Genomic DNA, 11,831 nt, shown 5'->3' on the forward strand with positions numbered 1-11,831 from the left:
CGGGTTGACCCGCGAAGAGGCCAGCCCAGAAAACGAAAAACCCCGAACAGTGCTGGACCGTTCGGGGTTTTTACTTGCCGCGGCAATCAGTGCGAAACGCGGCTGGTACCGTCAACGGTCATGATGCGCACGCGGTCGCCAACGCGGAAGACTTCATTCTCCTGCACGGCCTGGACATAGGCGCGCATGCTGCCATCGTCTTCGCGCACGGTGATTTCCACACCCTGGGTACGGGTGATGCCTTCCTCGGCAGCCGAACCTGCCAGGCCACCGGCAACGGCACCGATCACCGCAGCGACGACGCTGCCACGGCCACCGCCAACGGCGCTGCCAGCCACGCCACCGACGATGGCGCCAGCGCCACCGCCGATCGGGGTCTTGGTACCTTCGATCTTGACCGGACGCAGGGATTCGATGGTCCCCATGCGCACGGTCTGCACGCGACGGGCCTCATCACGGGAGTAGCTGTCACCGGTCAGGCTCGAGGCACAGCCACCGAGCAGCAGCGACATGGTGGTGAAAGTCGCCACCAGCAAAGCGGATTTACGCATGGGTACAATCTCCAGAAAACAGGTGTCCATTAGACGCTGCGCATTGACGGCTGTCACGGCGCTAACGCGAAAAATTTATTTCCATTCAGCCCCTGTACAGCCACGTAGGGCAGTAATGCGGGCGTTACAGCTCAGACCAAGCATAGCCACGGATTACTTCATCGTCGTGTGCAGAAGTTGTGGCATCAGGAAAGCAAGGGGCCGCAAAAGCGGCCCCAGGTTGTCACGGCGCCAGGCGCTCCCGCGCCCACTGGCCATCGACCAGGCGGTAGTTCAAGCGGTCATGCAGGCGGCTGGCTCGTCCTTGCCAGAACTCGATCCGCTCCGGCAGCAAACGGTAGCCGCCCCAATGCTCCGGGCAATGCGGTTGGGTATCGGAAAAGCGCGCTTCGGTGGCCTTGACCAACCCTTCGAGCTCCTCACGATTGGCAATCACCCGACTCTGCGGCGAAGCCCAGGCCCCCAGGCGGCTGCCCAGCGGGCGTACCTGGTAGTAGTCATCCGACTCCTTGGCCGTGACCTTTTCCACCCGCCCTTCGATCCGCACCTGGCGCTCCAGCGCCGGCCAGAAGAAGGTCATGGCAGCGAACGGGTTGGCCAGCAGCTGCTGGCCCTTGGCGCTGTCATAGTTGGTGAAGAAGGTGAAGCCACGGTCATCGAGGCCCTTGAGCAGCAGCACGCGGCAATGCGGGCGGCCCTCGCCATCGACCGTGGCGAGGGTCAGCGCGTTGGCCTCCACCGGCGGCTGCTCGGTCTTCACGGCATCGGCAAACCACTGGTGGAACAGGGCGAACGGCTCACCCGGGGCCTGGGCTTCAGCCAGGCCATCACGGGTGTAGTCGCGGCGCATATCGGCCAGGGATTGGGTCATGGCTGCGTTTCCTTGACGATCAGTTGGTCTTCGCAGGGCTGTTGGCGGCTACTTTCTTGTCGGTGGCAGCAGCCTTCTTGGCGGCAGGCTTGGCTGGCGCGGCTTTTTTCTTGGCGGTGGCCTTCGCCGCAGGTTTGGCTGCGGCTTTTTTCGCTGCTGGCTTGGCGGCCGGTTTCTTGGTCTCGACAGGCTTGGCGGCAGGCGCCTTGGCATCCTGCACGGCAACCATCGAAGCCGGGGTTGCCACCGGGGCAGCCTGCTGGTACTTGGCCAGCAGGGCAACCATGGTGTTCTGCGGCGTCAGCAGCATTTCCACACGACGGTTCAGTGCGCGGCCTTCGGCACTGTCGTTGGCGGCGCGCGGCATTTCCGAGCCCATGCCCTTGAGCGACAGGCGGTCACGTTGCAGGCCACTCAGGCGGAAGATCGCCGATACCGAGGCGGCGCGCTCCAGGCTCAGCTTCTGGTTGGCAGCAGCCACACCGCTGCTGTCGGCATGGCCGAGTACCAGCACGGCAGTCTTCGAGTCACCTTCGACAGCCTTGGCCACGCGGGTGATCGGGCCCAGGGTCATCGGCAGCAGCATGTTCGGACGATCCGGGTTGTACGAGCTGTCGACCGGGATGGTTACCACCAGCACGTTGTCGCGGCGCTCCAGCTCCAGCTTGCTGTCCTTGACCGCTTCACGCAGCTTCGGCTCGTACTGGTCCAACCAGGCCTGGGTGGCCTTTTCGTCAATCTTCGGCACCGCTGGCCCTTTGGCCTGCTGGTCGTCACCGCCAAACGGCCACCACCAGTGACTGGCGCTCTCGGACTTGGCATCGGCCTTGGCGACTTTATCGGTTACCGCCGCTTTCACTTCCTTGTCGGCTACCTTGTCCGAACCGAACGGCCACCAGCTGCTACCGCCTTCCTTGGAGGCGTCCTGGGAGTGGCTGGCGCAACCGGTCATAGCGGCCAGGCACAGGGCGAGAGCTAAGGTTTTATGTGAAGACATCAGCGATACACCATGAAATTGAAAGATATTTTGCCAACGCACTTCAGGCGTTGGCATTGAGGATAGTCAAAGCGGTTGCCTAATACCCGCTTTACCCGATCAAAGGCAAGTGCCAAGCACGCGTACCAGCTGCTGGGCTCTTGGATCCATGAGCACGTAGGGGCCAAGGGTATTGACCACGAAACCGAAGGCCACGTCGTGCTCCGGGTCGGCGAAACCGACCGAGCCACCAGCCCCTGGATGGCCGAAGGCCCGGGCGCCGAGGCCAAAGGTGGCGTTGGCCACATCGGGCTGGTCGAGCATGCAACCCAGGCCGAAACGGGTCTGGGTCAACAAGGTACGGTCCTGGCCAAGGCTGTGTTCTCGGGTCAGCTCGTCGAGCAGTTCGGATTCGAGCAGGCTGCCGTCGAGCAGGCCCGCGTAGAAACCTGCCAGGCTGCGCGCATTGCCGTGGCCATTGGCCGCCGGCTGCTGCATGCGCCGCCATTCGGGCTTGTTGGTGCTGGTCAGGATCGCTGGTGGGTTGGTGAAGGCACGCGTCGACAGCGCCTCGGGTTCACGCATGGTCACCTGTAGCAGGCGCTGGGCGGCGGCATCACCCGCGTTGCCCTTGCCACGGGCAATATGCGCCACGCGGTGGAACTCTTCGTCGGCCAGGCCGACGTGGAAGTCCAGCCCCAGCGGCCGTGCCGTACGGGCAACGATCGACTCACCCGGGCCACGGCCATCGACACGGCGGATCAGCTCGCCAATCAGCCAGCCGTAGGTGATGGCGGCATAGCCGTGTTCAGTGCCGGGCGTCCACCAGGGCGTTTCGGCGGCCAGGGCATCAACCATGGTTTGCCAGTCATACAGGGCTTGCGCCGGCAGCAACTCACGAATGGCCGGCAGGCCGGCACGGTGGCTGAGCAACTGGCGCAAGGTGATGTTCTGCTTGCCGGCCTGGGCGAACTCCGGCCAGTAGCGCGCTACCGGGGCATCCAGGGCAAGTTTGCCCTCACCCACCAGCTGCAGCGCCGTCACGGCGGTGAAGGTCTTGGTGCAGGAAAACAGGTTGGCGATGGTATCGCTGTGCCAGGCCTGCTGGCCGTCCTTGTCGGCACTGCCCGCCCACAGATCGACCACGGTCTCGCCACCGATCTGGATGCACAGCGCAGCGCCACGCTCCTGGGGATCTTCGAACAATGCCGCAAACGCTTCACGCACCGCTTCGAACTTCAGCTCATAGTGACCCTGGATCTGCACCCACTGTTCTCCGTACGACCTTGCTGACAAAGGCGTGCATTGTTTCAGTAGTTGGCAGTTTTGCATACTGGGCAAGGCCGGATGGTCCGTACCGAAACCGCAGTGTCAGCCGTGCCAGGGGCGCAGAGCGCCCCTGATAGACCTTCAGGGGGCCTTTTTCTCCAGTACACCGCTCAACTGACCAACGGCCTGCAGGTTGCTCTTGCGCACTGCGTCGACGAACCCTGGGTAGGGCACATCCGTAATCGCCACCAGGCCCAGGTGGCCGTTCTCACCATCGAGCAAACGCCCACTGGCCGGCTGGTCGAGGTACTGGAACCAATGCACGCCCACGATCATCGGCTGTGCCAGGGCGGCCTTGAGGAAGTTACTGTAGGCCGGCCCACGGTCCTCTTCCCTTGCCACCTCAACCGGCCCCGGCCAGAACGGCCCACGATCGCGGGAACCAAACTGGAACTCGGACACCAGCACCGGCTTGTCGAGTTCGGCCAGACGAGCAAAGTCATATCCATCCTCGGGCTTGAGGGTATAGAAATTGAAACTCAGCACATCGCAGAACTCGGCGCAGGCCTTGACCGCCTCCGGTGTGCTCACGGCGTAGCGACCGCCCAGCAGCAGGTGATTGGGCGCATGCCACTTAAGCGCATCGGAAATGGTCTTGAAGTAGGTTTCGGCGAATACCTGCTGGAAATACTGGTAATCACGCTCGATTTCCGGATGTTCTGGGTCGGGCAGCGGCGCCTCGAAGCCTGGGTCTTCCATCAGCTCCCAGGCCTGCAGGTCGATGCCCCAGGCCTTGGACAACCCCTCCTGGTTGCGGTACTTGTCGCGCAGCTGCTTGAGGAAGGCGCGTTTGGCCGGCACGTCGGTGGTCAGGCGCAAGGTACCGTAGGCCAGGCCATAGCGCGCCTTGGGATCATTGCCGGGCGCGGCCCAGGCCAGTTCGTTGTCGGCGAAATAGCCGATCAGCCACGGGTCGTCACGGTGGTCGCGCGCGGCAATGGCCACGGCGCGTTCAGTGGCCATGGCAAACCGTGGGTCGAACGGGTCAGGCATGCGGCCCCACCAGTCCATGCCGGTGCTGATGCTGGCATAGTCACCGACGATCGACAGCGGCAAGGTATAGGGCATGCGTTTGGCCTGGCCGACGGCCGGGTCGCTCCAGTTGCCCAGGGTGTTGAAGCCCCAGGCCTGCAGCCGGTCCAGCGTGTGCCCCTGCCAGCGTTCGGCATCCAATGCCAGCGGTGGGCACACGGGGGTGGCTTGCCCCTCCACGGCTGGCGGGCAAGGTTTGCCGTAGGTGCGCTGGATGTTGGCGGCATAGAAGTCGAACCAGCGCCCCTGCTTGAAACTGCGCCCTTGCGACGAGGCGTTGCCATCGTCGTTATTGCCTTCACCATAAAAGGCCGTGAGTGCGTCGCCTTCACCTGGCAAGGCCTTGAACATCCCCTCGCGGCCGGCAACGTAGGTGCGCCCGCCATCGGCGGCCACGGCATTGACGCCGAGGGAAAAGAACGGATGGCCTTGCGGCGTGACCAGGTACCAGCGACCTTCGCGCTTTTCGGTGCGGAAAAAACCCTTGGCTGCGAACGCCGGCCCGGCCAGCAAGCCACCGTAGCTGTCCAGTTGTAGCTTCTGACGATCGGCCAACCAGCCCTTGAGCTGCTGTTGTTCACGGCTGTCGGCGGCCTTGAGTTGCTCGTCGTTGACGATCTTCTCGGGCCAATGCCCCCGGGTGGATTGGCCGTAGGCATCGATCAACTCGTGGTAGGCCGCCTGGTAGGCCTGGTCGTCGTCCTGGATGCCGACCTTTTCGATCAGCAGGTTCTGCGCCACCTTCGGGTTGGGTATGGTCAGGCTGACGGCCACCACCTGCTTGAGGTCAACCTCGCCGGCACTGCTGGTCAACAGTAACCGTTGCCCTTCGTAGGCCCATGGCATGGGCGGGCCGGCACGCATGCCCTGGCTCAGCGGCGAACTGGCCTTGAGCGGCACCATGACGGTTTGCGCAGGCCCTGCAGGTAGGTCGATACGGCTGGTCAGCGTGCGCCCATCGCTGCCGAGCACCGTGACGTCGACGGTCAATGCCCAGTCCTGGGCGCTTTGCATGCGCAAGGTGAGGAACTGCCCGGCCGACCAGTCCCATACGCCGCTCTGCGGGCTCAGGCGCAGAGTCGGGCGTTCGACCGGATTGAACACCACCCGCCTGAGCACCTCGCCTTCGGCCGTCTGCTCCGCGTTGTACTGCGGCATGCCGGTGCCTTCGGTCACCACATTGACCACCGAGGCCGGGCGAACGAAGCTGAACAGCGTCTGCTGCCCGGCCAGCAAAGGCGTGCTGAACAGCAGGGTAAGTACCACGGGCAAGGTGCGGCGGAACATAAGGCTGGGGCTCTCCTTCCAGGCCCTCATGGGCCCGCGACTGAGTAATGGACAACGGGCCGGCGCATCGTGCTTCGGCCGTCAGGAAATCTCCCGCCGGAAAGGCGGCAGCGCATTGAGAATAGCCTTGCCGTAGCGCTGCGTGACCAGTCGCCGATCCAGCAAGGTGATGACGCCGCGATCCTGCTCGGTACGCAGCAGGCGACCGCAGGCCTGAATCAGGCGCAGCGAGGCGTCGGGCACGGCAATTTCCATGAACGGGTTGCCGCCACGGGCTTCGATCCATTCGGCCAGGGCCGCCTCGACCGGGTCGTCGGGCACGGCGAAGGGGATCTTGGCGATGACCACGTGTTCACAATAGGCGCCTGGCAGGTCGACACCCTCGGCGAAGCTGGCCAGGCCGAACAGCACACTGTGCTGACCATCGTCGACCCGTGCCTTGTGCTTGTTCAGGGTTTCCTGCTTGGACAGATTGCCCTGGATCAGCACCAGCTTGCGCCAGTCGCGATCCAGGCCGTCGAACACTTCCTGCATCTGCTTGCGCGAAGAGAACAGCACCAGCGCACCGCGGGCATCTGCGACGATGTTCGGCAGTTCACGAATGATCGCCGCAGTGTGCGCTGCCGCGTCGCGCGGATCGGCCTTGAGGTCGGGGACCCGCAACAGGCCGGCATCGCCGTGCACGAACGGGCTTGGGACCACGCAGGTGACGGCATCGCGGGGCAACCCCGAGCGCATGCGGAAGCGGTCGAACTTGCCCAGTGCAGTCAGCGTGGCCGAGGTCACCAGGGCGCCATGGGCGACACTCCAGAGGCTGCGCCGCAGCATCTCGGCGGCGAGAATCGGGCTGGCATTGACCTCGATGTCGAACAGCGCGCCGCTTTCCGCCAGGGTCAGCCAACGCGCCATGGGCGGGCTGTCTTCCGGGTCTTCGGCGGTGAACGCGGTCCACAGCTCCCAGTTGCCCTGGGCACGGGTGACCAAGCTGCCGAACAGTGGGTACCACTCTTCGGCCTGGTGGCTGGCGATGCCGATGTTGACCTCACCGTCCATGCCTTCCTTGAGCAAGTCGGCCAGGCGGGTGAACAGGTCGTTGAGGCGGGCGAAGCCCTTTTTCAGTTCGATGCCGACTTCGCGGATCTGCTCCGGTACCACGCCACCTTCAAAGCGGTAACGCGGGCGCTCGCGGCCTTCGGTGTCCTCGCTCGGGCGGAAGTCGGCGACCTGCTCGCACAGGGTGAACATGAACTGCTGCTGGGTGCGCACTTCCCGTGCCAGCTCCGGCACCTGCTCGATGTACTTGCCCAGGTCGCCCGGCAACGGGTGCTGGGCCAGCAGCTTGGTGAGGTTCTTGGCAGTCTGCTCCAGCCAGTCGGCAGTGGAGCGCAGGCGCGAATAATGGGCGAAGTGGCCGATGGCCTTGTCTGGCAGGTGGTGACCTTCGTCGAACACGTACAGGGTGTCGCGCGGGTCAGGCAGCACCGCGCCACCGCCCAGGGCCAGGTCGGCCAGGACCATGTCGTGGTTGGTGACGATCACATCGACCTTGCCCATGCCTTCGCGGGCCTTGTAGAACACGCACTGCTGGAAGTTCGGGCAGTGGCGGCCGGTGCACTGGCTGTGGTCAGTGGTCAGGCGCGCCCAGTCCTGGTCCTCGATGGCCTCCGACCAGCTGTCGCGGTCGCCGTCCCAACGGTTGCCGGCGAGCTTTTCGATCATGCTGTTGAACAGCTTCTGACTGCGCTCGTCGACCTCGATGTGGAAGCCTTCTTCCTCGAACAGCTGAGCGGTGGCCGACTGTGCATGCCCCTCCTGCAGCAGGATGTCCAGCTTGGACAGGCACAGGTAACGACCGCGACCCTTGGCCAGGGCGAAGCTGAAGTTCAGGCCGCTGTTACGCATCAGGTCCGGCAGGTCCTTGATGACGATCTGCTCCTGCAAGGCCACGGTCGCGGTGGCAATCACCAGGCGCTTGCCGGCGGCCTTGGCGGCCGGGATAGCGGCCAGCGCGTAGGCGACCGTCTTGCCGGTACCGGTGCCCGCCTCCACCGCAACCACGGCGGGTTCGCCGGCGCGGCGGCCTTCGTCGTCACAGGCGATGTCGCCGAGCACCTTGGCCACTTCGGCGATCATCAGGCGCTGGCCATACCGCGGCTTGAGGCTCTTGGCTTCGAGAAAACGCGTGTAGGCGCCCTGGATGGTGGCTTTGAGTTCGTTGCTGATCATGGTCTGCAGGCGCCCGGAGGGCTGGATATATTTTCAGTGTTTCACATGGGGCGGCTATCATACCCCGCTATTGCCCTTTGTGCCGCATGGAGATCCGGATGCTAGCCTTTGCCCTGCCCTACACCCTGCATGTCCTCGCCGCCCTGGTATGGGTCGGCGGCATGTTCTTCGCCTGGCTGGTACTGCGCCCGGCAACGGTTGCAGCCCTTGACGGGCCTGCCCGCCTGCGCCTGTGGGTGGAAGTTTTCCGACGCTTCTTCGTCTGGGTCTGGCTGGCCGTGGCGATTTTGGCGATAAGTGGTATCGGCATGTTGCACATGCGCTTCAGCGGCTTCGAGACTGCGCCCAAATATGTGCAGGTGATGATTGGCGGCGGGATTGCCATGTTCGCGCTGTTCATGCGCATCCAGGCTTTGCTGCTGCCGGAACTGAAGGCAGCGGTGCAGGCTGAAGACTGGCCGGCGGGCGCTGCGGTGCTCGGACGCATTCGGCGGATGGTGGGGATCAACCTGCTGCTGGGCTTGGCCGTCGTTGCAGTGGCCAGTTCACGGCTGTTGATGTGAGGGGTTCTCCGCGGCATTTTAAGTGCCTGCGAGATCGAGCGCCGCCCGCGCGGCGCATCGCGAGCTGCGCTCGCTCCTACGTTTGTTTCTGGCCAGTTATTCCTGGGGAATTTGCGCGCGAACGCCTTGGCGCCTGACTCGATATCAAGTCGTACAAACCAGGCGGTCGCGCGCGCCTGTCACTGGCATTACTGGCCCGAAACAAACGTAGGAGCGAGCGCAGCTCGCGATGCGCCGCGCGGGCGGCGCTCGATCTCGCAGGCACCACAGATCCAAAGGCTTGCCCCTCAGAGGCGCTGCAGGACCAGTTCACCCTCGGCACCTGCAAGCCCAGGCTGCCCCTCCTGCCCAGGTCGGCCATTGGCCCCGGCACCGGTGCGATACACCAGGCAGCCCTTGCTTGCCCCGCCTTTACCGGCCTTGCCGGCAGCTCCGGCCTTGCCCGGCGCACCACCATCCAGGCGTACCACGATGCGCTCCTGCGGGAAGCCCTGCGGCAGGCTCAGGCGAATCCGCCCACCAGGCGCACCATCATGCCCGTTGCCACCATCATCGCCATTCGCCCCTGGGCTTGCCTGGCCCCAAGTGCAACCGCCAGCCTGGCCATTGGCGCCATCAAGGCCCACGTAACCTGGCGCCCCGGCACCACCTCGGGCATCAATGGCCAGCCGCTCGGCATCGACCGCGGCGAGCTTCAAATCCAGGCTGCGCCCAGAGCGGGCAGCCCGTTCATAGGTGCCGGGCGCCCCTGGCGCGCTGATCTCGCTGCCCTCACCCAGCACAGCACTGCGTACATCGATGAGCAGCGGTGCTTCGGCAGGTGCAACGGCAATCCGTGCATCGCGGCCCAGTTGCAGATGATCGACCTTCAGTTCGGTCAAGCTAGCCGGCAACAGCAAAGTCGCCGAATCCGCCACGCGCAATTGCTCCAGGTGCACGCTGGCCGACTTGTTCGGCAGGCGCAGCATGGAATGGGAGGCAACCTCCAGGCTCTGCGCCTGGGTCATGGGCGCAGCCAATAGCGCCAGCAACATCAATTTACGCATGGCGAGGCGCCTCCTGCGGACGGGGAATGGACATGACATGAAAGATACCGGTCAGCAGGATCTGCAACCGGTCGAACCAGCGATGGCTGCGGCCACGCAGGCTGCCATTGAAAAACAGCACTTCAAGAAAATGCAGGCTCAGCACAAGAATCCCAAGCGCATTGATCAGCAGATTCAACGGCAGCGGTTGCGGCATCATCAGATTGAACAGCACCACGCCCCAGAACGCCACGGTGAGGACCTTGCCCAGGCCCAGGATGAATTTCATACCCCGCCCCTACATGTCTATTTATTGTTATGTCTACGCGGCCCGAGCAAGCGCGCCGCGCAGCCAACACTACCTGCATGCCTGGGCACACGCCAGTGCAGTCAGTTGAGGTGCAGGTCCACCCGTCGGTTGTGCGCACGCCCCTCTTCGGTGGCGTTGTCGGCGATCGGCTCATGGGCGCCACGGCCCTCGCTGGTCACCTTCTGCGGCGCCAGGCCCTGACTGATCAGGTACTCGGCGACACTGGCGGCACGGCGTTGGGAAAGCGCCTGGTTGTAGCTGTCGGAGCCAACGCTGTCGGTATGGCCCACCACTTTGATACGGGTAACCCCCAGTTCGTTGAGGCGCGGCAACAGGCTTTTCAGGCGCTCCTCGCTACCCGGAGTGAGGTCGGCTGAATTGAAGGCAAACATCACCTGCCCCTGGTCGTCGAGGGTGATCACCTCGGGCTTGGGCTCGGGTGCGGGCTGGGACGGCGGGTACTGCGCAAGCGGGCAGCCCATGTGGTCAACTGTGGTGTTGGCGGGGGTGTCGGGGCAGCGGTCGCGACGGTCGAAGACACCGTCGCCATCTTCGTCGCCATCCTGGGCGTAGCAGATCAGGCCACCGGCGATCGCACCCAGGGTACCGGCGCCAGCCGCCCAGCTTGAACTCTCGATGGCGCCCAGGCCACCACCTACCGCGCCGCCGAGCAGGCTGCAGATGGGCCAAGTCCTTTGATTGAGGGGCGCACTGCCGTCACTGTGGGTGGCGCAGCCTGCCAGCAGGCCGGTCACCACCAGCAACGGCAACGCCGCCTTCGACGATACACTCATCATGAATGCTCCTGTGTCATCGGCCGCAACCGGCTAACAGGATTAAAGACGCGCCCGCGCCACTTCTCAAGGCGCGGGCGCCGGGACGTCAACGCTGGATCTTGATCTCGGTACGACGGTTCATGGCTCGGCCTTCGGCCGTGGCATTGTCTGCCACCGGCTGGGTTTCGCCAGCACCTACCACCGAAACGAAGCTGGCGCGAGGCACACCGCTATCAATCAGATAGTCAGTTACCGCGTGGGCACGCTGCTCGGACAACTTCTGGTTGTACTTGTCGGAACCCACACTGTCGGTGTGGCCGGTCACGGTCAGGCGGGCACTCGGCGCTTCTTGCTTCAGGCGAGTGGCAACCTTGTTGAGGCGTTCCTTGTCGGCCGCGGTCAGGCGCGAAGAGTTGAATTCGAAGTGCACATCACGGATGACGATCACCTCCTCTTTTTGCACTACCACTTCCTCGACGACGGGAGGCGGCGGCGGGCAGCCATTGGCATCGACCTTCACACCGTGCGGCGTGCCGGGGCACTTGTCACGGCTGTCCGGCACGCCATCACCGTCCTCGTCGCCATCGCCGTGAGCCCAGCAATAGCCTGCTGCCAGGCCACCACCGAGCAGCGCGCCCCAGCCCGCCCAGCTGGAACTCTCGATGGCACCCAGGCCGGCACCGGCGACGCCCCCGACGGCAGCGCACTTCGGCCAGTCGGTTTTTTGCAAACCTGCACAACCAGTCAACACACTGGTGAGCAGTACCAGGGGTAACGCTGTGCGTACTATGCTCATTTTCGTAGCTTCTCCTAGGGGGAATCGGCATAAGACCGATCTCTGGCAGTAAAGACCGCGCAATCCATCCCTGCCAGCAATAAGCCACG

General features: G+C 64.1%; 11 protein-coding genes. 1 reads left to right on the forward strand and 10 read right to left on the reverse strand.

The features are described 5' to 3' along the window. Positions 1 to 86: 86 nt before the first annotated feature. The 6 genes from OCX61_RS21525 to dinG all read right to left on the reverse strand — a co-directional run bounded on the left by OCX61_RS21525 (position 87) and on the right by dinG (position 8,272). On the reverse strand, positions 87 to 551 hold the full coding sequence (locus OCX61_RS21525; RefSeq protein ID WP_261941294.1) for an outer membrane lipoprotein: 465 nt from the start codon (positions 549 to 551) through the stop codon (positions 87 to 89). 223 nt (positions 552 to 774) lie between these two features. Continuing rightward, a complete protein-coding gene (gene pdxH / locus OCX61_RS21530) occupies positions 775 to 1,422 on the reverse strand; it encodes a pyridoxamine 5'-phosphate oxidase (RefSeq protein ID WP_103449444.1) in 648 nt (215 codons plus the stop codon). Between the two features lie 19 nt (positions 1,423 to 1,441). Continuing rightward, a complete protein-coding gene (locus OCX61_RS21535) occupies positions 1,442 to 2,419 on the reverse strand; it encodes an OmpA family protein (protein ID WP_261941295.1) in 978 nt (325 codons plus the stop codon). A gap of 99 nt (positions 2,420 to 2,518) precedes the next feature. Further along, positions 2,519 to 3,664 carry a serine hydrolase domain-containing protein gene (locus tag OCX61_RS21540; RefSeq protein ID WP_261941296.1) on the reverse strand — a complete coding sequence of 382 codons (1,146 nt, stop codon included), beginning with the start codon at positions 3,662 to 3,664 and terminating at the stop codon, positions 2,519 to 2,521. 144 nt (positions 3,665 to 3,808) lie between these two features. Next, positions 3,809 to 6,046, reverse strand: a complete 2,238-nt coding sequence (locus OCX61_RS21545) for a beta-galactosidase (RefSeq protein ID WP_261941297.1) — start codon at positions 6,044 to 6,046, stop codon at positions 3,809 to 3,811. Positions 6,047 to 6,127: 81 nt separating this feature from the next. Continuing rightward, positions 6,128 to 8,272 (reverse strand): ATP-dependent DNA helicase DinG, encoded by a 2,145-nt coding sequence (gene dinG, locus OCX61_RS21550; RefSeq protein ID WP_261941298.1) that lies wholly within the window; start codon positions 8,270 to 8,272, stop codon positions 6,128 to 6,130. A 98-nt stretch (positions 8,273 to 8,370) separates the two neighbouring features. On the opposite strand from dinG, the gene OCX61_RS21555 reads away from it, so the two are divergent. Then, positions 8,371 to 8,835, forward strand: a complete 465-nt coding sequence (locus tag OCX61_RS21555; RefSeq protein WP_261941299.1) for a CopD family protein — start codon at positions 8,371 to 8,373, stop codon at positions 8,833 to 8,835. A gap of 287 nt (positions 8,836 to 9,122) precedes the next feature. Here the strand turns inward: OCX61_RS21555 and OCX61_RS21560 are convergent, their stop codons facing one another. From OCX61_RS21560 to OCX61_RS21575, 4 genes are all read right to left on the reverse strand, one after another. Further along, positions 9,123 to 9,881 (reverse strand): collagen-like protein, encoded by a 759-nt coding sequence (locus OCX61_RS21560; RefSeq protein ID WP_261941300.1) that lies wholly within the window; start codon positions 9,879 to 9,881, stop codon positions 9,123 to 9,125. Beyond that, positions 9,874 to 10,149, reverse strand: coding sequence for a DUF1145 domain-containing protein (locus tag OCX61_RS21565; RefSeq protein ID WP_079226805.1), 276 nt, complete (start codon positions 10,147 to 10,149; stop codon positions 9,874 to 9,876). The genes OCX61_RS21560 and OCX61_RS21565 overlap by 8 nt, the downstream gene beginning before the upstream one ends. Positions 10,150 to 10,250: 101 nt before the next feature. After that, positions 10,251 to 10,964 (reverse strand): PA1041 family peptidoglycan-binding anchor lipoprotein, encoded by a 714-nt coding sequence (locus OCX61_RS21570; RefSeq protein WP_261941301.1) that lies wholly within the window; start codon positions 10,962 to 10,964, stop codon positions 10,251 to 10,253. A gap of 88 nt (positions 10,965 to 11,052) precedes the next feature. After that, on the reverse strand, positions 11,053 to 11,742 hold the full coding sequence (locus OCX61_RS21575) for a PA1041 family peptidoglycan-binding anchor lipoprotein (RefSeq protein ID WP_261941302.1): 690 nt from the start codon (positions 11,740 to 11,742) through the stop codon (positions 11,053 to 11,055). Positions 11,743 to 11,831: the final 89 nt, after the last annotated feature.

Source organism: Pseudomonas sp. LRP2-20 (assembly GCF_024349685.1).
Taxonomy (GTDB): domain Bacteria; phylum Pseudomonadota; class Gammaproteobacteria; order Pseudomonadales; family Pseudomonadaceae; genus Aquipseudomonas.

What these genes read in the sequence shown, in the direction of transcription:
- OCX61_RS21535 (WP_261941295.1), bottom strand. Translation starts at nt 2,419, where the DNA reads ATGTCTTCACATAAAACCTTAGCTCTCGCCCTGTGCCTGGCCGCTATG.
- OCX61_RS21560 (WP_261941300.1), bottom strand. Translation starts at nt 9,881, where the DNA reads ATGCGTAAATTGATGTTGCTGGCGCTATTGGCTGCGCCCATGACCCAG.
- OCX61_RS21570 (WP_261941301.1), bottom strand. Translation starts at nt 10,964, where the DNA reads ATGAGTGTATCGTCGAAGGCGGCGTTGCCGTTGCTGGTGGTGACCGGC.
- OCX61_RS21525 (WP_261941294.1), bottom strand. Translation starts at nt 551, where the DNA reads ATGCGTAAATCCGCTTTGCTGGTGGCGACTTTCACCACCATGTCGCTG.
- dinG (WP_261941298.1), bottom strand. Translation starts at nt 8,272, where the DNA reads ATGATCAGCAACGAACTCAAAGCCACCATCCAGGGCGCCTACACGCGT.
- OCX61_RS21555 (WP_261941299.1), top strand. Translation starts at nt 8,371, where the DNA reads ATGCTAGCCTTTGCCCTGCCCTACACCCTGCATGTCCTCGCCGCCCTG.
- pdxH (WP_103449444.1), bottom strand. Translation starts at nt 1,422, where the DNA reads ATGACCCAATCCCTGGCCGATATGCGCCGCGACTACACCCGTGATGGC.
- OCX61_RS21545 (WP_261941297.1), bottom strand. Translation starts at nt 6,046, where the DNA reads ATGTTCCGCCGCACCTTGCCCGTGGTACTTACCCTGCTGTTCAGCACG.
- OCX61_RS21565 (WP_079226805.1), bottom strand. Translation starts at nt 10,149, where the DNA reads ATGAAATTCATCCTGGGCCTGGGCAAGGTCCTCACCGTGGCGTTCTGG.
- OCX61_RS21575 (WP_261941302.1), bottom strand. Translation starts at nt 11,742, where the DNA reads ATGAGCATAGTACGCACAGCGTTACCCCTGGTACTGCTCACCAGTGTG.